Annotated in this window: 24 protein-coding genes; 17 read left to right on the forward strand and 7 right to left on the reverse strand. The window is 44.4% G+C overall.

Going from position 1 to position 22,419, the window contains the following annotated elements:
- Positions 1-8: 8 nt before the first annotated feature.
- The 6 genes from HII16_RS07355 (at position 9) to ubiB (ending at position 6,551) form a co-directional block, all read left to right on the forward strand.
- Positions 9-398, forward strand: coding sequence for a RidA family protein (locus tag HII16_RS07355; protein WP_169128833.1), 390 nt, complete (start codon positions 9-11; stop codon positions 396-398).
- Positions 399-402: 4 nt separating this feature from the next.
- Entirely contained in the window at positions 403-1,113 is a 711-nt protein-coding gene (gene trmH, locus HII16_RS07360) for a tRNA (guanosine(18)-2'-O)-methyltransferase TrmH (protein WP_135438402.1), read from the forward strand.
- 211 nt (positions 1,114-1,324) lie between these two features.
- A complete protein-coding gene (gene recG / locus HII16_RS07365; protein WP_211183457.1) occupies positions 1,325-3,403 on the forward strand; it encodes an ATP-dependent DNA helicase RecG in 2,079 nt (692 codons plus the stop codon).
- Positions 3,404-3,500: 97 nt separating this feature from the next.
- Positions 3,501-4,256, forward strand: a complete 756-nt coding sequence (gene ubiE, locus HII16_RS07370; protein ID WP_135438404.1) for a bifunctional demethylmenaquinone methyltransferase/2-methoxy-6-polyprenyl-1,4-benzoquinol methylase UbiE — start codon at positions 3,501-3,503, stop codon at positions 4,254-4,256.
- Positions 4,256-4,903, forward strand: a complete 648-nt coding sequence (locus HII16_RS07375; RefSeq protein ID WP_169128837.1) for an SCP2 sterol-binding domain-containing protein — start codon at positions 4,256-4,258, stop codon at positions 4,901-4,903. Before ubiE ends, HII16_RS07375 begins: the two co-directional genes overlap by 1 nt.
- A gap of 16 nt (positions 4,904-4,919) precedes the next feature.
- Positions 4,920-6,551: a ubiquinone biosynthesis regulatory protein kinase UbiB gene (gene ubiB, locus HII16_RS07380; RefSeq protein WP_169128839.1), complete on the forward strand. Its 1,632-nt coding sequence runs from the start codon at positions 4,920-4,922 to the stop codon at positions 6,549-6,551.
- A 26-nt stretch (positions 6,552-6,577) separates the two neighbouring features.
- Here ubiB and HII16_RS07385 read toward each other — a convergent pair whose 3' ends face one another.
- On the reverse strand, positions 6,578-7,567 hold the full coding sequence (locus HII16_RS07385) for a hypothetical protein (protein WP_169128841.1): 990 nt from the start codon (positions 7,565-7,567) through the stop codon (positions 6,578-6,580).
- Positions 7,568-7,749: 182 nt separating this feature from the next.
- On the opposite strand from HII16_RS07385, the gene tatA reads away from it, so the two are divergent.
- Genes tatA through HII16_RS17120 form a run of 7 tightly spaced genes read left to right on the forward strand, consistent with a single transcriptional unit; the run spans position 7,750 to position 12,394 of the window.
- Positions 7,750-7,983 (forward strand): Sec-independent protein translocase subunit TatA, encoded by a 234-nt coding sequence (tatA, locus tag HII16_RS07390; RefSeq protein WP_135438408.1) that lies wholly within the window; start codon positions 7,750-7,752, stop codon positions 7,981-7,983.
- Between the two features lie 3 nt (positions 7,984-7,986).
- Positions 7,987-8,361, forward strand: coding sequence for a Sec-independent protein translocase protein TatB (tatB, locus tag HII16_RS07395; protein WP_169128843.1), 375 nt, complete (start codon positions 7,987-7,989; stop codon positions 8,359-8,361).
- 8 nt (positions 8,362-8,369) lie between these two features.
- The gene (gene tatC, locus HII16_RS07400; RefSeq protein WP_169128845.1) at positions 8,370-9,125 is read left to right on the forward strand and encodes a twin-arginine translocase subunit TatC; all 756 of its coding nucleotides are present in this window, start codon (positions 8,370-8,372) and stop codon (positions 9,123-9,125) included.
- 1 nt (position 9,126) lies between these two features.
- The gene (locus HII16_RS07405) at positions 9,127-9,705 is read left to right on the forward strand and encodes a hypothetical protein (protein ID WP_169128847.1); all 579 of its coding nucleotides are present in this window, start codon (positions 9,127-9,129) and stop codon (positions 9,703-9,705) included.
- 9 nt (positions 9,706-9,714) lie between these two features.
- Positions 9,715-10,500 carry a TatD family hydrolase gene (locus HII16_RS07410; RefSeq protein WP_169128849.1) on the forward strand — a complete coding sequence of 262 codons (786 nt, stop codon included), beginning with the start codon at positions 9,715-9,717 and terminating at the stop codon, positions 10,498-10,500.
- Positions 10,501-10,513: 13 nt separating this feature from the next.
- Positions 10,514-11,527: a porphobilinogen synthase gene (gene hemB, locus HII16_RS07415; RefSeq protein WP_169128851.1), complete on the forward strand. Its 1,014-nt coding sequence runs from the start codon at positions 10,514-10,516 to the stop codon at positions 11,525-11,527.
- 45 nt (positions 11,528-11,572) lie between these two features.
- Positions 11,573-12,394, forward strand: coding sequence for a DMT family transporter (locus tag HII16_RS17120; RefSeq protein ID WP_348981398.1), 822 nt, complete (start codon positions 11,573-11,575; stop codon positions 12,392-12,394).
- A 12-nt stretch (positions 12,395-12,406) separates the two neighbouring features.
- On the opposite strand, the gene HII16_RS07425 is transcribed toward HII16_RS17120, so the two are convergent.
- Both HII16_RS07425 and rhlB read right to left on the reverse strand, forming a co-directional pair.
- Complete coding sequence (locus HII16_RS07425; RefSeq protein ID WP_348981395.1) at positions 12,407-13,918, reverse strand: guanosine-5'-triphosphate,3'-diphosphate pyrophosphatase; 1,512 nt, start codon at positions 13,916-13,918, stop codon at positions 12,407-12,409.
- Between the two features lie 5 nt (positions 13,919-13,923).
- Positions 13,924-15,183: an ATP-dependent RNA helicase RhlB gene (gene rhlB / locus HII16_RS07430; RefSeq protein WP_169128855.1), complete on the reverse strand. Its 1,260-nt coding sequence runs from the start codon at positions 15,181-15,183 to the stop codon at positions 13,924-13,926.
- Between the two features lie 219 nt (positions 15,184-15,402).
- Here rhlB and trxA point away from each other — a divergent pair, with 219 nt between their 5' ends.
- From trxA to rluF, 3 genes are all read left to right on the forward strand, one after another.
- Positions 15,403-15,726: a thioredoxin TrxA gene (gene trxA / locus HII16_RS07435; protein ID WP_135438416.1), complete on the forward strand. Its 324-nt coding sequence runs from the start codon at positions 15,403-15,405 to the stop codon at positions 15,724-15,726.
- A gap of 222 nt (positions 15,727-15,948) precedes the next feature.
- Complete coding sequence (gene rho / locus HII16_RS07440) at positions 15,949-17,208, forward strand: transcription termination factor Rho (RefSeq protein ID WP_135438417.1); 1,260 nt, start codon at positions 15,949-15,951, stop codon at positions 17,206-17,208.
- Between the two features lie 102 nt (positions 17,209-17,310).
- The gene (gene rluF, locus HII16_RS07445; RefSeq protein WP_169128857.1) at positions 17,311-18,249 is read left to right on the forward strand and encodes a 23S rRNA pseudouridine(2604) synthase RluF; all 939 of its coding nucleotides are present in this window, start codon (positions 17,311-17,313) and stop codon (positions 18,247-18,249) included.
- A gap of 137 nt (positions 18,250-18,386) precedes the next feature.
- On the opposite strand, the gene gpsA is transcribed toward rluF, so the two are convergent.
- From gpsA to HII16_RS07465, 4 genes are read right to left on the reverse strand one after another with little or no spacing between them, the layout of a single operon-like run.
- A complete protein-coding gene (gene gpsA / locus HII16_RS07450) occupies positions 18,387-19,397 on the reverse strand; it encodes an NAD(P)H-dependent glycerol-3-phosphate dehydrogenase (RefSeq protein ID WP_169128859.1) in 1,011 nt (336 codons plus the stop codon).
- A complete protein-coding gene (gene secB, locus HII16_RS07455; RefSeq protein WP_169128861.1) occupies positions 19,397-19,897 on the reverse strand; it encodes a protein-export chaperone SecB in 501 nt (166 codons plus the stop codon). The genes gpsA and secB overlap by 1 nt, the downstream gene beginning before the upstream one ends.
- Positions 19,898-19,944: 47 nt before the next feature.
- Positions 19,945-20,202 (reverse strand): glutaredoxin 3, encoded by a 258-nt coding sequence (gene grxC, locus HII16_RS07460; protein WP_169128863.1) that lies wholly within the window; start codon positions 20,200-20,202, stop codon positions 19,945-19,947.
- A gap of 21 nt (positions 20,203-20,223) precedes the next feature.
- On the reverse strand, positions 20,224-20,649 hold the full coding sequence (locus HII16_RS07465) for a rhodanese-like domain-containing protein (protein ID WP_169128865.1): 426 nt from the start codon (positions 20,647-20,649) through the stop codon (positions 20,224-20,226).
- Between the two features lie 191 nt (positions 20,650-20,840).
- Here HII16_RS07465 and gpmM point away from each other — a divergent pair, with 191 nt between their 5' ends.
- A complete protein-coding gene (gene gpmM / locus HII16_RS07470) occupies positions 20,841-22,388 on the forward strand; it encodes a 2,3-bisphosphoglycerate-independent phosphoglycerate mutase (protein ID WP_169128867.1) in 1,548 nt (515 codons plus the stop codon).
- Positions 22,389-22,419: the final 31 nt, after the last annotated feature.

The raw sequence follows: 22,419 nt of genomic DNA on the forward strand, positions 1-22,419 counted from the left end.
AGATTACTATGAAGACAATTATCAGCACCGAAAACGCACCAAGTGCAATAGGTACGTACAGTCAGGCGGTAAAGGTTAATAACACCGTTTACTTGTCGGGACAAATCCCATTAGAACCTCAATCTATGGCTGTGGTTGATGGTGGTTTTGACGCACAAACCCATCAAGTGTTTAAAAACTTAGCGGCGGTATGTAGCGCTGCGGGTGGCGACCTAAATGATATGGTTAAGGTTAATATTTTTATGACCGACTTAAGCAACTTTGCCACCGTTAATGAGATTATGAGCCAGTACTTTTCACAACCGTACCCAGCTCGTGCTGCAATTGGTGTAAGCCAATTACCTAAAGGCGTTGATATTGAAATCGACGGTGTAATGGAACTTCCTAATCTAAACTAACGTTATGACTCCAGAAAGACACAAGCGCATACTCGATATGCTAAACAAACGTCAGGTCGATCTGACGGTTTGTATGGAAGGCATTCACAAGCCTCACAACCTTGCTGCAGTAGTTCGTACCTGCGATGCCGTCGGCTGTAACGATGTGCATGCGGTATGGAAGAATGAAACCATGCGTGTTGGCGGTGGTACTGCATTAGGCTCACAAAACTGGGTTAACCTACATAATTACAGCAGTACCAAAGAAGCTTTAACTCGTTTAAAAGAGCAAGGCATGCAAATTTTGGTGACCAACCTATCCGATACTGCGGTCGATTATCGTGAGATTGATTACACCAAACCAACCGCGGTTATTCTTGGCCAAGAAAAATTTGGTGCCTCTGATGAAGCACTAGCTATGGCAGACCAAGATATCATTATTCCTATGGTCGGTATGGTGCAATCATTGAACGTCAGTGTTGCTTGTGCGGTCACCTTGTACGAAGCGCAACGCCAGCGCCAAGCGGCAGGTATGTACGATACCCCATCTGAGCTAAGCCAAGAGCAACGCAATCGCGTATTATTTGAAGGTGGCCACCCAATTTTTGCGCAAGCATGTCAGCGCAAAGGCCTGCCTTACCCACAAATCGACGCCGACGGACAAATTGTTGCCAGCGACGAATGGTGGCACAAAATGCAAATGAACAAAGAATCCTGGCAAGACCTAGACGATTAAATACGAGTTACGCTATTGATCGTTATGGCTATACCCTGTTTAATAGGACGTTGAATTAGGCATTAAGTTAAGCACTAAATAGCAAGTTGTAAAACAACCAGTGGCACAACCCAATGTGTCACTGTGATTTGTGACTAAACACCGCAGCTAAACTGGATTGGCGATAACAATAATCATGACTGACAATCGAGCCGTCGCAGCACGCGAGGGATTGCAAAATTTGGCAAATATCCCGGTAACGGTTCTTAAAGGCGTTGGTCCGAGTATTGCCACCAAGCTTAAAAAACTCGGCCTGTATACGGTTCAAGATTTACTGTTTCATCTGCCCATTCGTTACGAAGATCGCACCCGCATTTATCAAATCAGTGATTTGATGCCTGGCATTCACACCTCGGTTATCGGCGAGGTTGTCGACAGCAATATTCAGTTTGGTAAGCGCCGTATGTTATTGGTACGTATCAACGATGGCAGTGGTGAATTAACCTTGCGCTTCTTCCACTTTTCTGCAGCACAAAAGGCCAATTTAGTGCCCGGCAAGATGATCCGTTGTTTTGGTGAAATCCAACGTGGTGGCCGTGGTTTTGAAATTATCCACCCCGAATACAAAAGCGCAGAGCAAGACCAAGATACGTCGCAGGTTGAAGAAACACTGACACCGGTATACTCGACCACCGACGGCTTACGACAAATCAGTATTCGCAATATCTGCGAACAAGCTTTAGTACGTCTTGACCGTGGCAGTGTTGAAGAGTTATTACCAGAAGGTTTTTCTAATGAAGGCCTAACACTGGCACAAGCAATTAAACTGATTCACAAGCCAACCCCTGATGTGTCTACTCTGTTGTTAGAAGAAGGCCGTCATCCGGCGCAAATACGGCTTATTCGCGAAGAATTGCTGGCCCATAACTTAAGCATGCTCAAGCTACGACAATCCAGTGACAAACTGCCAGCCAAAGCGATGCAAATAGACGAGTCGCTGCAAGCACAGTTTCTCGATACCCTGCCGTTTTCACCTACCGGCGCGCAAAGTCGCGTAGTTGCGGATATCCGCAACGATTTACAACAAGACATACCAATGATGCGTCTAGTGCAAGGTGATGTTGGCTCAGGTAAAACCCTGGTTGCGGCGCTGGCGGCATTAACCGCTATTGGTCAGGGCTATCAGGTGTCATTGATGGCACCAACTGAAATATTGGCCGAGCAGCACGCGATTAACTTTAGCAAATGGTTTGAACCACTTGGCATTCGCGTCGGTTGGCTGGCCAGTAAAGCCAAAGTCAAAGAAAAGCGACAGGCACTGGAAGATATTAAAAGCGGTTCTCTGCAAATGGTGGTTGGCACCCATGCCTTGTTTCAAGAACAAGTTGAATTTCACAATATGGCCTTAGCTATCATTGATGAGCAACATCGATTTGGTGTGCAGCAACGCTTAGCGTTGCGCGAAAAAGGCATGTTTGAAGGCTGTTATCCACACCAGTTGATCATGACCGCAACACCGATTCCGAGAACATTGGCGATGACCGCCTATGCGGATCTAGATACCTCAATCATCGATGAATTACCGCCAGGCAGGACGCCAATACAAACCGTCGCCATACCAGATTTACGTCGCGATCAGGTGATAGAACGGGTCAGACATAATTGTTTGCACGATAACCGCCAAGCCTATTGGGTATGTACGCTTATTGAAGAGTCAGAAGTACTTGAATGTCAGGCCGCAGAAGATACCGCCGAGCATTTACAACAGCAGCTTGCCGAGCTTAAAGTTGGCTTGGTGCATGGCCGCATGAAAGCCGATGAAAAACAAGCTGTTATGGACGAATTCAAAGCGGGTAACATTCATCTATTGGTAGCCACAACCGTTATTGAAGTAGGTGTTGATGTGCCTAATGCCAGCTTGATGATCATTGAAAATCCAGAGCGCCTTGGTTTAGCACAACTGCATCAGCTACGCGGTCGGGTCGGTCGTGGTAGTGTCGCCTCGCACTGTGTATTGATGTACAAGAACCCATTATCGAAAACTGCAACCAAACGACTTGGCGTATTGCGAGAGTCCAATGATGGTTTTTATATCGCCCAAAAAGATTTGGAAATCCGTGGCCCTGGGGAATTATTAGGCACCCGACAAACCGGCCTGGCCGAACTTAAAATTGCCGATCTGGTACGTGATGGCGATCTCATTCCTGAGATTCAACAACAGGCCTACCTGCTATGGAAACAACACCCTGCATTGGCACAAAAACTGATAGAACGCTGGCTGGCCAACAAAGAAAAGTACTCTAACGCCTAATATTAGTACTTTGTTATTGTTAAAACTATTTTCCCTACCCGCAATAATCCTTTACACTAAGCCCATACCCTGGTTTAGGCAAAAGCAAGCATTTCCAATGAGTAACGACAATAAAGACACCACCCATTTTGGTTATAAAACCGTTAGCAAAGACGATAAAGAATCTATGGTTGCCGGCGTATTTCATTCGGTCGCCAAGCAATATGATGTAATGAACGATTTAATGTCGTTTGGCGTACACAGATTATGGAAACGTTTTACTATCGATGCCAGTGGCGTACGTCCAGGAAACCATATCCTTGATTTAGCTGGTGGTACCGGTGATCTAACCGCAAAATTCTCCAAATTGACCGGCCCAACAGGCAAAGTCATTTTAGCGGATATCAACTCATCCATGCTGCAAGTTGGTCGCGACAAATTACGTGACAGAGGCATCGTTGGCAACGTCGATTACGTGCAAGCCAACGCCGAGGCATTGCCTTTTGAAGACAACAGCTTTGACATTGTTACCATCGCCTTTGGCCTGCGTAACGTCACCAACAAAGACAAGGCATTGGCCTCTATCTTTCGCGTTCTTAAGCCTGGCGGTCGTTTACTGGTATTGGAATTTTCCAAACCTGAACACGAGTTGTTAAATAAAGCCTACGACTTTTATTCGTTTAATATCTTGCCGAAAATGGGTGAGTTGGTTGCTAAAGATGGCGAAAGTTATCAATACCTGGCGGAATCGATTCGCATGCACCCTGACCAAGAAACCTTGAAGCAAATGATGGAAGATGTTGGCTTTGAACAAACCAGCTACCATAACCTGACGGGTGGCATCGTAGCCCTGCACAAAGGTTACAAGTTCTAATGAACGACACTGAGGCGACAGCGACGCTCGATCAACTGATGCCCAAGCAAGCGTTGACGGCATTATTAGAAACCCTTGCCAATCACCTATTGGCTTTGGATAACAACACGGCTGCAGCTCTGGAAAAACTCGACAATCGCTCATTAACATTGCTGATAAATGAAGTGGGTTTTCCGTTGACCTTTCACGTCAGTAATCAACACATCAATGTCATCGCCAATAAGCTCAATGATGATTGCCTTATTGCCACCAATTTAGACACCTTGATCAAACTCAAAGATCTTGAATTGCTGACCTCGCTAATAAAATCGGGCGAGCTCGACATCATTGGTGATGTTAAGGTCGCTCAACAGTTTGCCGCGATTCAGGAAAACCTAGACATCGATTGGCAAACATTACTGGCCGAACGCATCGGTGACGTACCAACTCATCAATTAACTAAACTGCTTGATTGGTTGCAACGTAAGATCAATTTTGCCAAACAACAAATCAGCGAAGATGCCAGCGAATATTTTCTCCACGAGGCCCGATTAGTGGTCACGGAACCAGAAATATTAGATTTTAATCAACAAGTTGCAGAACTCGCCAAGCAGACTGATACTTTACAACAACAGCTCAATTCCATATTGGCCAAACTAACAAAATAATAGGGTAGAAATTCGGGTGCGCAGCAAACGCCTTTATAAAATCGTCAAAACCTTCCTCACCTATGGTTTGGATGAGCTAATTCCTCGTGAGCGACTACCATTCGCCGCTAAAGTGGCGCGCGCGTCGCTGTTTTGGCTGCGTAATAAACACAAAGACAAGCCGGTTGAGCAGCGTTTTAGATTAGCGATTGAATCACTAGGGCCGGTGTTTATTAAGTTTGGCCAAATGCTGTCTACCCGCAGAGATTTGCTGTCTGATGATTTGGCGAAAGAGTTGGCCTTGCTGCAAGATAAAGTGAATGCCTTTGACGGTGAGCAAGCCAAACGCATCATTGTTGATGCCATTGGCGAAGAGAAATTTCAGCAAACCTTCAGTCATTTTGACACACAACCACTCGCTTCAGCGTCAATAGCGCAAGTGCATGCAGCTTTGATGACCATCGATGGTGACGAGAAAAACGTGGTGATTAAGGTTATTCGCCCACGTATCGAAAAAGTTATTCATGCCGATATTCATGTCATGCAAACCTTCGCGGCATTGCTTAGCCGCTTTTATACCGAAGGCAAGCGCCTGCGCCCGGTGGAAGTGGTCAACGAATACAAGAAGACCATTATTGATGAGCTTGATCTGCTGCGTGAAGCTGCCAATGCGATTCAATTAAAACGTAATTTTGAAGGCGACCCTGTGCTGCATGTACCGGAAGTCTATTCTGAATACTGCAGCAAAAACGTCATGGTGATGGAGCGCATTTACGGTGTTGGTGTCGGCGAAGTCGATAAACTTCATGAGCTCAATGTCAATATGCCATTATTGGCAGAACGTGGCGTTGAAGTGTTTTTCACGCAAGTATTCAGAGACAGCTTTTTTCACGCTGATATGCACCCAGGTAATGTCTTTGTTGATGTTAGTAATGTCAACGATCCAACTTGGATAGCCATTGATTGCGGTATTGTCGGTACGTTAAATAAAGAAGACAAACGCTATTTGGCAGAAAACTTTGTCGCCTTTTTCAATCGTGATTATCACAAAGTGGCGCAATTGCACGTCGATTCTGGTTGGGTGCCGCGAGACACCAGCATTGATGAATTTGAGTTTGCTATTCGTACCGTTTGCGAACCGATTTTTGAAAAGCCGTTAGCAGAAATATCCTTTGGCCAAGTGCTGGTCAACCTGTTTAATACTGCACGTCGTTTTAATATGGAAGTGCAACCACAGTTAGTGTTATTGCAAAAAACCTTACTTTATATCGAAGGCCTTGGTCGACAACTTTACCCACAATTGGATTTATGGAAAACCGCCAAGCCATTTTTGGAAGACTGGGTAAAAGAGCAAATGGGCCCGAAAGCTTTGTTCAAATCGATTAAAGAGAACCTACCTTATTGGGCAGAGAAAATGCCTGAGCTACCGAATATGGTGTACCAGTATCTAGATTCTGGCCATAAGAATGCTGAGCAGCAACAGCTGTTGTTGGCCGAGATGCAGCATCGTCAGCATAAGCAATTTAAGCGTTTGCGTTTGGCCATTATTGGTTGTTCACTGATGATCACCAGTGCCGTGTTGTATTCTTTTGAACATGGTGTGAGTGCAGCGATATGTGCTGGGTTAAGTGCGTTTGTCTTGGCATTATCTATGCGCCGAATACGCTAGTGTCGATGCAATTAGCGTCGTTCTAGCTAGTTAGGCTTTTTCTCAAAGTAACCTTCAATGCGAAAGGCAATACCCGGTGTTGCTTTATAGTCTTCTTCTTCTGGCCATTCAACAAACGGCTCTATCTCGAAAAATAACCAACGTCGATAGGCGTTCATGCGAAAGCGGTAATTAAGTAAGTAATTATCGACTAAAAAGCCGCGCTCACCATTGTTTTCACCATTTATAACAACCCCCAAACTGGTGGCCCGATATCTGTCTATTTGATACAGGTAATGATAGCCATTGCGCCAGCGATAGCCGTTAAATGACTCAGATGTACGAATACTGTAATTAGCGCGAAATTGCCGTTTTTCGGCGAAGTTATAGTCATATTCGGTAAAGAATCGGCTACCAAAGCCGTCATCAATATAATAGTAAATCGATGGTTGAATCTCTAATTGGTGCTTGGTGCCAAAGTAATAGGTTATCTTGGCCCGGGATTTTACGAAAATATCGCCACCGGAGATACCGATTCGGGTATCGACAAATTCGCCAATGTTATCAACATTAATCAAACGCAATGCGGCGGTAAAAGTATCTTCGTCTTTATCGCGGTTTGCGACTCGACCACCACCTTGTTTATTGACATCACTGCCGTCATCGTCATCATCGGACAATAACAAGTCCACTTTATCTTCAAGATGTGGCAGCTTGAGGCGCAAGCGGAACTTTTGCGTAAACACATCAAAGTTACGAGCTCGTGGCTCATAACCTAGGCGAATGCGCGCCAACGCCTTAGGGGAAATCTCTTCCGCTTCATCGGTCGCAAAGAATTTATCGAACCACTGGGCCGTACCAAAAACGGAATCGCTTATGGTATTGTGAAAGCCAAATAGCCAGTCTTCTTCTGGATCCGGATAAATTATCATCGTTTCGGCGTATTCTTGCTCGTCTGGTGTTAGCTCTTCAGTAGCAAACCCAGGACCTGAAATCAGCAAAAATCCAGCTAGGATCCAATTCCCCTTTATTCTCATTTACTTAGTTGGTCACAGACATCCTATATCTAAGTATAACCATGTTAACAAAATGACAAAAAATCAATAAGAATCATGCAAATAATTTGTAACTTATAGATTAATCGTTAGGCATTAGGGTTTGTAAATTGATATGATATGACGCAAACTTACAGTAGATATCAATATATTGGGGAAAGCGTATGGGTGGCATTAGTATCTGGCAACTGTTAATCATCTTTGCAATTATCATTTTGTTGTTTGGGACCAAAAAGTTACGCAACATAGGCAGTGACTTGGGTTCAGCCGTAAAAGGCTTCAAAAACTCGGTAAGCGATGACAACAAAGCCGAAACCGAAGATGACAAAGTAGAGCAGCTAAAAGAAGCGCCAAAAAGCGACGAAAACATTACGACTAAAGAAAAAGATCAGGCGTAAGCTATGTTCGACATTGGTTTTTGGGAACTAACGGTTATTGCTGTAATGGGGTTAATTGTGCTCGGCCCTGAGCGCATGCCTGTGGCAATACGTACAGTAAGAGGTTGGCTCCGTAATATCAAACAATTTAGTTCCAATGTGCAAACCGAGTTAAAAGAAGAGTTACGTATTCACGAGCTCCACGAAAATTTGCGCAAAGCCGAACAGCAAGGCATGGATAATTTATCGCCTGAGTTGCAACAATCTGTCGATCAATTAAAAAGTGCAGCTGAGCAAGCCAATAGGCCCTATGCCACGTCGGCAGATAGTGAGCCTAACGCAACACCAGATTCCCCATCTGTAGAGACTGACTCGAACAGCGACAACGTAAACAAGTGATTTAACTGATGACAAACGCATCTTCCGGCTCTTCTCTTTTTGAACATTTACTTGAACTGAGAACCAGGCTTTTGGCCATGGTCGTCAGTGTTTTGTTGGTGTTCTTATGCTTGGCATATTTTGCCCAAGACATATATCAATACCTTGCCGAACCGCTACTTGCCGTAATGCCTGAAGGCAGCAATATGATTGCTACAGATGTCGCCTCACCGTTTTTTGCACCGTTTAAGCTAACCATGGTGGTGTCGGTATTTGTTGCCATGCCCTACATTCTCTATCAAATATGGAGTTTTATCGCACCGGGGCTTTACGCCAATGAAAAGCGCTTAGTGGCGCCGTTATTACTTGGTTCCAGCCTATTGTTTTACGGTGGTGTGTCGTTTGCGTATTTTGTCGTGTTTCCTTTAGCATTTTCGTTTTTCAGCAGTGTCGCTCCAGAAGGGGTCATCATAGCCACCGACATCTCCAGTTATCTTGATTTCGTTCTGAAACTATTTTTCGCCTTTGGCGCCGCGTTTGAAATACCAATCGCAATTATTCTGATGTGCTGGACCGGCTTTAGCAGTGTCGCTAGCTTAAGAGCCAAACGACCGTACGTTATTGTCGGTGTATTTGTGGTCGGTATGCTATTAACGCCTCCAGACATTATTTCACAAACATTATTGGCATTACCCATGTGGTTACTGTTCGAACTTGGACTGGTTTTTGCCTCCTTTTATCGTCCCCGTGATGAGCAGGACGATACAGCTCAAATAGGTGAGTAAGATGAAACGTTTACTTTTAACAATAACAATATTCGCATGTGCCAACGCTATGGCTTTTGACAACCAGCGCTGGTTAGATTGCAGCAACATCAATAACAATGATGATCGCCTTGCCTGCTACGACAGAGTCGCTCAGTCGATTCAATCGAGAGAAACTGTACGCAGCGATAATGCTGTTGATAACAGGGACGACATCCCAGAGCAACCCTTGGTTATTTCGTCATCATCTGCTGAAGCTACTCAGCTGATCTCAGAACCGATCATTCCTGTTAAGGTTGAAAAGCAAGAAGAACAAATCAGCGCCGCAGAAATAGAAGCAGGCTTTGGTTTAGAGCATAAAAAAACACAACAAGAAGAAGACACTGAATCGGTATCGTTCACTATTGAAAAGGCCAAAAAAAGCATTCACGGCAAGTGGACTTTATGGTTTGATAACGGCCAGAAATGGCAAACCATTTCTTCTGAAAAGCTAAAATTCAAAGCCGGTCAAGACGTAAAGATCAGCCGCGGTGTGTTTAATTCATTTGTTTTAAATGTTGAAGGCTCAAATCGCACTGTGAAAGTGAAAAGAACAAAATAGGGTTGCCCTGTGCTTGTTGATATTGGCGTAAACCTGACCAACAGTCGATTTGATAAAGATCGCTCAGACGTTATTGCCAACGCTCGTTTAGCCGGTGTCGAAAAGATGTTAATCACCGGCACCAACGTTAATGAAAGCCAACAAGCGGCAATGTTATGCGAGCAGTTTGATAATCTGTTCAGCACCGCCGGTGTGCACCCACATGATGCCGATAATGTCAGCCGTGATTACCTAGAACAACTGCGTCGCTTGCTTGAACAACCTAAAGTCAAAGCGGTCGGTGAGTGCGGTCTTGATTTTAACCGCAATTTTTCCACACCAGAAAACCAACAAACCGTCTTCGCTGAACAACTGGCGTTAGCGGCAGAGTTAAAGATGCCACTGTTTTTGCATCAACGTGATGCGTTTGCTACCTGGCAAGATATCTTGTTGCAGTATTGGTCGCAAATTCCTGGTGGCGTTAGCCACTGTTTTACGGGTGACTTAGCGCAATTAAAACACTGTTTAGATATGGGCTTGTATATCGGTATTACCGGTTGGATATGCGATAGCAAACGTGGCAGTGAACTCTATGATATCGCGCGCTATATTCCTCTCGATCGTATTATGGTGGAAACCGACGCGCCATACTTAACACCAAAGAACATTCGACCTAGACCCAAATCTAGTCGCAATGAACCAAAATATTTACCGCATGTTGTCAGCACCTTGGCAACGGCGATGCAGGTGGAAGAACACCTGTTAATTGAACACGCAACGCGCAACAGTGAACAACTGTTTGCCTTATCTTGCTAGGAGTTTTGTTACCATGAATAACGTAAATCAATTCGGCCAATTTCCCGCTCGACGTATGCGTCGTATGCGTCGCGATGACTTTTCTCGTCGCTTAATGGCTGAAAATCAGTTAACCGTTAATGATTTGATTTACCCTGTGTTTGTCCTTGAAGGCGAACAACAATGCGAAGCTGTGCCATCGATGCCCGGCGTTGAACGCAAAAGTATCGATCTTTTATTAGAAGAAGCACAAGAATTGGTTGAGCTTGGTATTCCAGCCATTGCCATCTTCCCGGTAACACCACAAGACAAAAAATCGTTAATGGCAGAAGAAGCCTACAGCGATGACGGTTTAGCACAACGCACCGTTAGAGCCCTTAAAGCGAAGTTTCCAGAGCTTGGGGTTATCACCGACGTTGCCCTTGACCCGTTTACCACCCATGGTCAGGACGGCATTATTGATGATAAAGGCTATGTGCTTAATGACGTCACTAAAGACATCTTGGTCAAGCAAGCCTTATCTCATGCCAAAGCTGGCGCCGATGTGGTTGCTCCTTCGGATATGATGGATGGTCGCATTGGCGCGATTCGTGAAGCACTTGAACAACATGGTCACGTCAATACGCGCATATTAGCCTATTCAGCCAAGTACGCGTCAAATTACTACGGTCCGTTTCGTGATGCGGTTGGCTCGTCTAGCAACATCAAAGGCGGCAATAAGTTTTCTTATCAGATGGATCCAGCCAATTCCGATGAAGCATTGCATGAAATCGCGCAAGATATTCATGAAGGCGCGGATATGGTTATGGTCAAACCGGGCATGCCATATTTAGACATTGTGCGTCGTGTTAAAGACAACTTTCAGGTGCCAACCTATGCCTACCAAGTAAGCGGTGAATACGCTATGCATATGGCAGCCATTCAAAATGGTTGGCTGGCAGAAAAGCCATGCGTGATGGAAGGTTTGTTGTCATTTAAACGTGCCGGCGCCGACGGCATTTTAACCTACTTCGCCAAGCAAGTGGCGCGCTGGTTAAAAGAGGCCTAAGCCATAACCAGCGTACGGCAATCCTTTGCGCTATTACATACGGCGATTTTTTTGCTCGCCGTATGTGCCTTGTTTGCCAAATGGATAGACCTACCTGCGCTGTATATCGTCTGGGGGCGATGTTTGTTTGCCACCTTGGCGCTATATATTTATTGCCGCTACAAACGCATTAATCTGACCATCAGTAAAACCTTAGCTCAGCGACTGGTCATAAGCGGGGCATTGCTGGCATTGCATTGGTGGAGCTTTTTCCAATCGATTCAGCTCACTAGCGTTGCCATAGGCCTGCTTACGTTTGCCACCTTTCCTTTGTATGTGCCGCTGCTCAACTTTGTCTTATACCGCACCCCGATACAGCCGCTGTTATTGCTGCAAGGTTTGTTATGCTTGTTTGGTATCTACTTGGTGGTGGCCGCCGATAACCTGACATCAACCGCTTGGTTTGGGCTATTGCTGGGTTTGTTTTCAGCAGCTTGTTTTGCCTTACTGACGGTGTTTAATCGCCATTACGTACAACAACAAAATCCGGTATTGATAAGCTTTTACCAGCAAGGCAGCGCGCTACTGTTGCTCAGCCCATGGCTGTTACTATTGCAGCAATCACCAAGTCTAAACGATTGGTTATTATTTATTGTCTTGGGGGTATTTTTTACCGCATTTACCCATTCACTGATCATTTATAGCCTGCGCTTTATTCCGGCATTTACCGTCAGTCTCAGTTTTACCCTTGAACCGGTATATGGCATTTTCGCCGCGTATTTACTGTTGGGGGAATCGGTTACGGTATTAACCATTGTCGGCGCATTATTGATTGTCAGTACTTGTGCTTGGGCAAGTGTTAAATCGGGGCAATCTAGCTCTGATTAAGTCAATCAGTTGTTATCGGTTGGTGATGACTTGCAACGAAAACTGACATTCGCTGATATCGAGAACTTCTTGTTTTAATTCCGCTGAGATCAAAGGGTGTGATTTCATAAACGACTCAGGTAATGACAATGTCGCACCTGCCTTTTCACCTTGAATACCAAAACTTGGCATCACATCATCTTTTCGGCGTTTTGACAAAATCACCGCCAAGCGCAAAATCACGATAAGGTAAATGGCAGTTTGTTTGTCGGTATAGCTTTGCTTGTCCAACAAAGCCAGATTTAACTCAGTTTTGTGATTGCCAATTAAGGCGATTAACAACATCCGTTCGGCATTACTAAAACCGGCCAAATCAGCATGCTCGATTATATATTGTGCATGTTTTTTACTGGCTTTATATTCCAATAACAAACCGATTTCGTGCAAGGCACAAGCGGATTGTAAAATACTCGCAAGCGCAGGTGATAACGACCAGACTTTTTGCACCTGGCTAAAGGCATTGTCGGCAATATTGGCAACACGATAGGCGTGACGTTCGTCGATGCTAAAGCGTTGAATCAGCCCTGCTAAGGTACGTTGCCTGATGTTAACGTTGCGCATATTAGGCAGTAATTCATACAAAATTCCTTCGCGGATAGCGCCACCGGCAATGTGTACTTCGCTAACGTCAAATTCGAGGAATATGGCAATAAGAATCGCCAAACCCGGCGCAAATACCGGTTTGCGTTCAGTTTGTAAGCCGACAATATCGAGGCGGTCTATATGCTCACAGCCGATCACTTGTTGTTTAATGGCTTGCAGATTGGCTAACGTCAGACGTTGCACCAAGCCTTGCCCTGTTAATATTTCGGCAACCGCTTGCAAAGTACCTGACACCCCAAGTGCCACGTCCCAACCTTGCTGCTTATACACGGCTTTTTGCGTCGATAAGATAGTCCGGGCTTGGCTAATCGCCGCAGTGAAAGCGGATTCAGTTAACGCGCCTTGAGCAAAAAAGGCATTATTGAAGGTAACGCAGCCCATATCTAACGAGCACGCTAGTTTGCTGTCAAAACCGCTACCGACTACAAGTTCAGTACTGGCACCACCAATATCAATCACTAAACGTTTGTCGGCACTGCAGGTTGTGTGAGCAACGCCCAAGTAGATATTTTCGGCTTCTTGCACGCCAGAAATAACCTCAATAGAATGACCGAGAACTTGTTCGGCTTTATCCAGAAATTGTTGACGATTTTTTGCCAGACGTAAGGTCGCTGTGGCAACGACCTTAATATTTTGTTTGGGGATATCTTGCAGGCGTTCGGCAAAAAAGCTGAGACACTCCCAGCCTCTTGCCATCGACTTGGCGTCGAGTTGATTATCATCATCGAGTCCTGATGCCAAACGAACTTTACGTTTTACTTTATCAACCACTTGCACGCTGTCAGCGACAAGACGCGCGATTAACATATGAAACGAGTTCGACCCGAGATCAATCACCGCATATAAAGGCTGCGAACAAGACGGGGTTGGTACAGTACTCACGGTGACTATCTCGACGCGTTACCGCGTTGATTACCGCCACGACCACCACGTTTCGGCCCTGGACGATGACGTCGAGGTCGAGGTTTTGGTTTTGGTAAATCGGTTAGTAATGCATCTGGATCATACTTACTTACCGGTAAACTATGATCGATATACTCTTCGATTGCTGGCAAGTTAAAGACATACTCTTCACAGGCTAAACTGATCGCATGGCCTGTTGCACCAGCACGACCGGTACGGCCAATACGATGCACGTAATCTTCACAATCGTCTGGTAAGTCGTAGTTAAATACGTGGGTAACCGCAGGAATATGCAAACCACGTGCGGCAACATCGGTCGCCACCAAAATATCGAGATGACCTTTGGTAAAGTTATCTAGAATCTTTAAGCGTTTGTTTTGCGCAACATCACCGGTTAACAAACCAACGCGATGCTTATCGGCTTGTAAGTGAGAATAGATTTTTTCACAAACGTGTTTGGTATTGGCAAAGACAATGGCTTTATCCGGCCATTCTTCTTCCATAATGGTTTGCAACAAGGCCATCTTATCTTCGTTAGATGGATAGAATAATTCTTCGGTAATACGAACATTGGTTTTTTGCTCAGGGGCAACTTCAACACTCACCGGCTCATTCATATGCTCAAACGCCAACTCCTTAACTCGATAAGATAAGGTTGCCGAATACAACATATTAAGGCGTTGTTTCGCTTCTGGCATACGACGGAACATATAACGAATATCTTTGATGAAGCCAAGGTCGAACATGCGATCCGCTTCATCAAGTACCACAACTTCAATATTATCGAGGCGATAAATACCTTGCTTGTAATAGTCAATCAAACGACCACACGTACCGATTAATACATCGACACCCTTTTGTAATGTTTGTTTTTGACTCTCGTAGCCTTCACCACCGTAAATAACACCAAGGCGCATACCTGCGCTTTCTGCCATTTCTTTCGCGTCATTAGCAATTTGAATCGCCAATTCACGGGTCGGCGCCATAATAATCGCACGCGGCTTATTATGACCAGGATCCTTGGTTTGCAACAAGTGATGAAATGTGGCTGCCAAAAAGGCAATGGTTTTGCCTTCACCTGTTTGCGCCTGACCAGCGATATCTTTACCTGTCAGTAGAATAGGTAAGGACTGTGCCTGAATCATGGTGCAGTTGTGAAAGCCCATCTTATCAAGACCGGCGACCACTTTGTCGTTGAGGCCAAGCTCGCTGAACTTTATGTCGGTTAAATGTGTCTTATTCATGCCTTTTTTCGATCACAATGAAATTTTATTTGGTTAAGCAATATCTTAACAGAATGAGATATTTATATCTGCTTTTGTACAGATATAAACAAGTTAATTCGATAAAACAAAAATTTTAGCAATAATTTGAATTTTAACCCTTGTATTTATTGCGCTAAGGCCCAATATCGGTAAATATTGCAAATCATTGCGCAAGTCGCATGCATATTGGAGAAAAAAATGAGCGATAAAATTGTACAGCTGACAGATGACAGCTTTGATGACGTTGTTAATTCAGCTACCCCAGTACTTGTTGATTTCTGGGCTGAGTGGTGTGGTCCATGTAAAATGATCGCTCCTATCCTAAATGAAATTGCCGACGAATATGACGGTAAAGTTACGGTTGCGAAATTAAACATCGACCAACATTCTGCATCACCGCAGAAATTTGGTATTCGTGGTATCCCAACTCTTCTACTATTCAAAAATGGTGAAGTAGCAGATACCAAAGTTGGCGCCCTTTCTAAAAACCAATTAAAAGAATTTTTAGACGCTAACGTTTAATTAGTAAAAAAGGCCAACAATCGTTGGCCTTTTTTATTTTATTTGCTTAAAATTCGCCGCAAATAACTGCTAACTTTACCAAACGTAAATTTAATGCTAAGTTAAAACCTATACATACCTGAATTCTTTTTTAAGACTCTTTTCGTTTCGGCCGTTATTCCTTGTTCTAAACCCGAAATAGCTTTAAGCAAAAAATAAACTAAAACCAAAAGACCCCTCAATATGAACCTAATCGAATTAAAAGATAAACCTATCGGCGAGCTATTAAAGCTAGCAGAAAGCATGAATCTTGAGCATCTTGCTCGTAATCGCAAACAAGACGTTATCTTCGCTATCCTAAAAGCCCATGCAAAAAGTGGTGAAGACATTTTTGGTGGAGGGGTTCTGGAAATTCTTCAGGATGGCTTTGGTTTCTTGCGTAGCGCAGATTCATCATTCTTAGCTGGCCCAGATGATATTTACGTATCACCGAGCCAAATTCGCCGCTTTAGCTTGCGCACCGGTGACACCGTATTTGGTAAGATTCGTCCGCCAAAAGATGGCGAGCGATACTTTGCGCTATTGAAAGTTAATGAAGTTAACTTTGATAAGCCAGAGAATTCACGAACTAAGATCCTATTTGAAAACTTAACGCCAGTTCATCCAAATGAACGTCTAACCATGGAGCGTGGTAACGGCAGTACCGAAGATATCACGGCTCGTGTTTTAGACTTGGCATCGCCAATTGGTAAAGGTCAACGTGGTTTGATCGTTGCACCACCAAAAGCCGGTAAGACATTATTACTGCAAAACATTGCGCAAAGTATTGCCCACAATCACCCAGACTGTGAATTGATGGTATTGCTTATCGATGAGCGTCCGGAAGAAGTTACCGAGATGCAGCGCTTGGTTAAAGGCGAAGTCGTTGCCTCAACGTTTGATGAGCCAGCCAGTCGTCACGTACAAGTAGCCGAAATGGTTATCGAAAAAGCCAAGCGTCTAACCGAACACAAGAAAGACGTTGTCATTCTTCTCGATTCTATTACTCGTTTAGCGCGTGCCTATAACACCGTTATTCCTTCATCAGGTAAAATCCTAACCGGTGGTGTTGACGCCAATGCCTTGCATCGTCCAAAACGTTTCTTTGGTGCGGCTCGTAACATCGAAGAAGGTGGTAGCTTAACCATTATCGCAACCGCACTTGTTGATACGGGTTCGAAAATGGATGAAGTAATCTACGAAGAATTTAAAGGTACCGGTAACATGGAATTGCATTTGTCGCGCAAGATTGCCGAGAAACGTGTATTCCCTGCGATTCACTTTAACCGCTCTGGTACCCGTCGTGAAGAGATGCTTACCAAGCAGGAAGAACTGCAAAAACTATGGATATTACGCAAGATCGTTCATGAAATGGGCGAGATTGACGCAATGGAATTCTTAATCGATAAATTGGCAATGACCAAGACCAACGATGAATTCTTTAATGCGATGAAGCGTAAATAGCCTTACTAGATAACGAAAAACCGGTCGAATGACCGGTTTTTTTATGCTTTTTTTTGCTAATTAAGCGATAATTACGCCACAAATTTCGACAGAGACCAGATCTTGAGTACAGACAACGGCAAGCGCCTTAACAAATACATTAGCGACAGCGGTTTTTGTTCTCGCCGTGAGGCAGACAAGCTAATCGAACAAAATCGGGTGACCATTAATGGTAGCACGCCCGAATTAGGCACTAAGGTTATGCCCGGCGATGTCGTCAAGGTTAACGGTAAACCGATAGACGCCGTTGCCGACAATAAGTCTGATCGTATTTACATTGCCTATAACAAGCCGATTGGCATTACCTGTACTACCGAGCGTAACGTCAGAGGGAATATCGTCGACGCTATTGGTCACAGGCAGCGCATCTTCCCTATCGGTCGTCTTGATAAACCGTCAGAAGGCTTGATATTCCTTACCAATGACGGTGATATCGTTAATAAGATATTGCGTGCCGAAAACGCCCATGACAAAGAATATTTGGTTACCGTAGATAAGCCGCTAAGCGAGAGATTCGCCAAGCGTATGGCACAAGGCGTGCCTATTTTAGGTACCATCACTAAGCCCTGCGAAATAGAGGTGCTAAGCAAGTACAGCTTTAAAATCATCTTAACCCAAGGTCTAAACCGACAAATTCGCCGAATGTGTGAATATTTAGATTATGAGGTGAAAAAGCTAAAGCGCAGTCGCATTATGTCGATTTCCCTTGGCCAGTTAAAACCTGGGCAATGGCGTTATCTAACCAGTAAAGAAATGCAGCAGATTAATGATGCAGTATCAGGCTCGCGTAAAACCTCATTAAGAGCCGAACAAAATCTAGGCAAAGAAGTAAAACAAGCGGTAAAGCACAGCGACAACAAGCATACTGGCATAAGCGATCGAGCCAACAAATCGCAGCCGAAAAACGATAAAAACCGTAGTCAGCGCAGCCAAGACAAATCAAACAAAAGCCCTTACTCACAAAAACCTCGGCTTAAGGGTAAATTAACCCTAAACAAGTAAGCCAATGTAGCGGGTATCAATAGCTCTTAAACATAGCGAAACGACCCAACAATAAAAACGCCTGAAGGTAAATCCCGCAGGCGTTTTTTCAATACTTATTACCATATCTATTTCGATATTAGCATCTTGCTTTGTCGTTAAGACTCGCTTTTACGATCACGTCCTAACAAATCCAACGCCGCTTCTTGCGCAGGTTTGCCGTTATACAGCACCTGAAACACAGCTTCGACAATAGGCATTTCTACACCGACGCGGTTGGCCAGCATATGCACTTCTTTGGTATTGCGGTAACCTTCGACCACCTGACCAATATCAGCCATTGCCTTGTCAACGGTCTCGCCGTTACCAAGTGCTAAGCCAAATCGGCGGTTTCGAGATTGATTATCGGTACAGGTTAGTACCAAATCACCTAACCCGGCCATACCCATAAAGGTTTGTGGCTGGGCACCAACGGCAGCACCAAGACGTGACATTTCCGCTAAGCCACGAGTAATCAAGGCCGTTCGCGCATTGGCACCAAAGCCAATACCATCTGCCATACCGGCACCAATAGCGATAACGTTTTTAACCGCACCACCTAATTGTACACCGATGAAGTCTTCATTCTGATACACCCGAAATGAACGCTCGCAATGCAACAATTCAGATAAGGTATCAGCAAAGTCATTGTCTGCTGAAGCAACCGAAATCGCGGTTGGCAAACCAGCAGCCATCTCTTTTGCAAATGATGGACCAGAGACCACCGCTAGAGAAATATCATCCCCTAACACTTCGACAGCCACTTCACTTAACAGTCGCCCCTGTTCAGGGTCGAGACCTTTGGTGGCCCAAGCTAATTTGTGCTCAGCCGTTAGCATAGGCTTTATCAAGTGCAACATATCGGTGAAGGCATGACTAGGCACAACCAACAAGATATTGTTACTCGCCGCTACAGCTCGCTGCAGATCTGCTTCTACAGTTAATGATTCAGGAAAGATGAAACCAGGAAGGTATCGGTCATTACTGCGAGCAGCTTGCATGGTTGCAGCCTGCTCAGAATTGCGCCCCCATAACATGGTCTTATGACCATTGCGGGCCAAGCAAAAAGCAAGCGCAGTGCCGTAAGACCCTGCGCCTATTACGCTAATATCTGCTCGATCGGCTGACATTAAGCGTCTGCTTGTTGTTGCTCACCAGCTTCAGCAGCACGTTTTTGTACGTATGAAGCAAATAGTGCGTCAAAGTTTACTGGTGCAAGGTTCAACTGTGGGAATGTACCACGAGAAACAAGGCTAGCAACGGTTTCACGAGCGTATGGGAATAATGTGTTCGGGCAGAACGAACCTAGCGTGTGTGCTAGTTGTGGTTCTGGCATGTTAGCAACAGAGAAGATACCAGCCTGTTGAACTTCACATAAGAAAGCTACTTCTTCGTCTAATTTAGCAGTAACAGTTAATGCTAAAATCACTTCGTAAGTACCTTCTGCAAGCTGAGTAGAACGCGTGTCTAGGTCAAGCTTGATTTCTGGTTGCCATTCTTTTTGGAACACTGCAGGGCTTGCAGGAGTTTCAAAAGATACATCTTTTGTGTAGATTCGTTGAATCGCAAATTGTGGTTGTGTATGCTCTGCAGCACCGTTTGCTTCTGGGTTTTGAATTTCTTCAGACATGTTTACTTCCTAAAATTATTTACATTGCTTGTTTTATACAAGCTCATTCATTTGTTTAATAGTGCATCAAGGCTGCCGTCGTAATGCAAGGCAAACAAATCATCACAGCCGCCTATGGGCTTATCATTGATAAAAATTTGCGGCACCGTCATTCGACCTTGACTGCGTTCAATCATTTCCGCCCGTTTTTCAGGAAACTCATCAATACTGATTTCCGAGAACTCTACTTGTTTTTGTTGTAGCAACATTTTTGCTCTAACACAAAAACCACAAGTCTGACGGGTATAAATTTCAACCTTGGCCATTTTTATTCCTGAAAGCGAAAATTACTTGGTTACCGGTAAGTTTGCACCTTGCCAGGCACTGAAACCACCTTTTAGTACACTTACCTTGTCAAATCCAGCTTTAGCCATAGCGTTAGCCGCTTTGGCCGCTGTTAATCCAGCAGTACATACCACTATAATGGGTTTGTCTTTACTATTTTCAAGGCCTTGAAATGTATTATTGTTAATTTTTTCTTGTGACAGCTGCTTAGAACCAACAATATGGCCCTTTTTAAACTCAGATTCACTACGAATATCAACAATCACACCATCTTCACGGTTAACCAATAATGTTAACTCTTGGTTGTTAACTTCTTTTACTTTTGACAACTTACCTTTAATAAAAGAAAACAAAAGTAAAGTGGCTATCGCCAACCACAACATGCTTAACATTGGGTTGTTTGTGGCAAAGGTTAAATACTGATCCATTTAATGCGTATCTCTATAGAAAAACTTACAAATAAATTGATGGTCAAGTATACCGATTGCTTTTAAAGAATCCAGTATAATGAAAAAATATAGCCGAGAATTGGCTAAGCCTATGGCGCTTTGCTATGTTATTTGGCAGAATCAAGCGATAATCGCCGTCTTGTTAACATTCCATTCATATTTGGGGCTTTTTGATGAGTAAGAAAAAAACCATGGTACTTCTGATCCTTGATGGTTGGGGACACCGTGAAAACCGTGAATCAAATGCTATTTTTCATGCCAAAACACCGGTAATGGACGAACTTTTCGACACCCGTCCAAGCATGTTGATTCAAACATCTGGTATGGCCGTTGGCTTACCAGAAGGACAAATGGGTAACTCAGAAGTTGGTCACGTTAATTTAGGCGCAGGTCGCATTGTTTATCAGGACTTCACTCGTATCACCAAATCCATCGCCGATGGCGATTTTGCTAAAACCAGTGCCTTAGTAAATGCTATTGATGCCGCGCAAAGTAACGGCAAAGCAGTGCATGTGTTCGGTCTGATGTCACCAGGTGGTGTGCACAGTCACGAAGAGCATATTTTTGCATTACTGGATATGGCGAAACAACGCGGTGCTGAGAAAGTCTACTTGCATGCCTTTTTGGATGGCCGCGATACACCGCCACGCAGTGCTCAATCGTCATTACAAAAAGCACAAGACAAATTCGCGGAGCTTGGTAATGGTCAAGTTGCCTCATTAATCGGCCGCTATTATGCCATGGACCGAGATCAGCGTTGGAATCGTGTAGAGCAAGCCTACAACCTTATGGTTAGTGGTGAAGCATCTTATACCGCAGACGATGCAGTGTCGGGTTTACAAGCTGCGTACCAACGCGATGAAAACGATGAGTTCGTTAGCGCTACTCGTATTCTTGATGACAATGGTGATGCCATTGAAGTCAATGATGGTGATGCGATGATTTTTATGAATTTCAGAGCGGACCGTGCACGTCAATTTACCCGCTGTTTTACCGACGCCGACTTTAGCGGTTTTGAACGTAAAAAAGTACCACAGATTGCCGATTTTGTGATGTTAACTGAATACGCTGCAGACATTGATACCAGCGTTGCATTTCCACCGGAAGACTTAGTTAATGTCATGGGTGAGTGGTTGCAAAATCACGACAAGACACAACTTAGAATCTCTGAAACTGAAAAATATGCTCACGTCACCTTCTTCTTTAGTGGTGGACGCGAAGATACCTTCGCTGGTGAAGAGCGCATCTTAGTGCCATCACCGCAAGTGGCGACTTATGATCTACAACCTGAGATGAATTCAGGCATCTTGACCGACAAGCTTATTGAAGCCATTGAATCTGCCAAGTACGATTTAATTGTCTGTAATTACCCGAATGGCGATATGGTTGGTCATACTGGTAAGTTCGATGCCGCGGTTACCGCATGTGAAGCGGTCGACAGTGCCATTGGTCGCGTGGTAGAAGCACTAGAGCGTAACGGGGGCGAATGTTTGATTACTGCCGATCATGGTAATGCCGAAATGATGGTCAATAATGAAACGGGCCAAGCACATACTGCACATACCACCGAGCCGGTACCACTTATTTATGTTGGTCGTCATGCCAATGTCGCGAAAAGCGGCGCGCTAAGTGACATTGCACCAACCTTGTTACATTTAATGGCAATGGAGCAGCCGAAAGAGATGACAGGTACTCCATTGATGCGCCTAAGTGACTAGCGCACGTAAATTGCAAAGCACATGGTCAAGG

The sequence above is a fragment of the Thalassotalea sp. Y01 genome (genome assembly GCF_012932945.1).
Lineage (GTDB): Bacteria > Pseudomonadota > Gammaproteobacteria > Enterobacterales > Alteromonadaceae > Thalassotalea_A.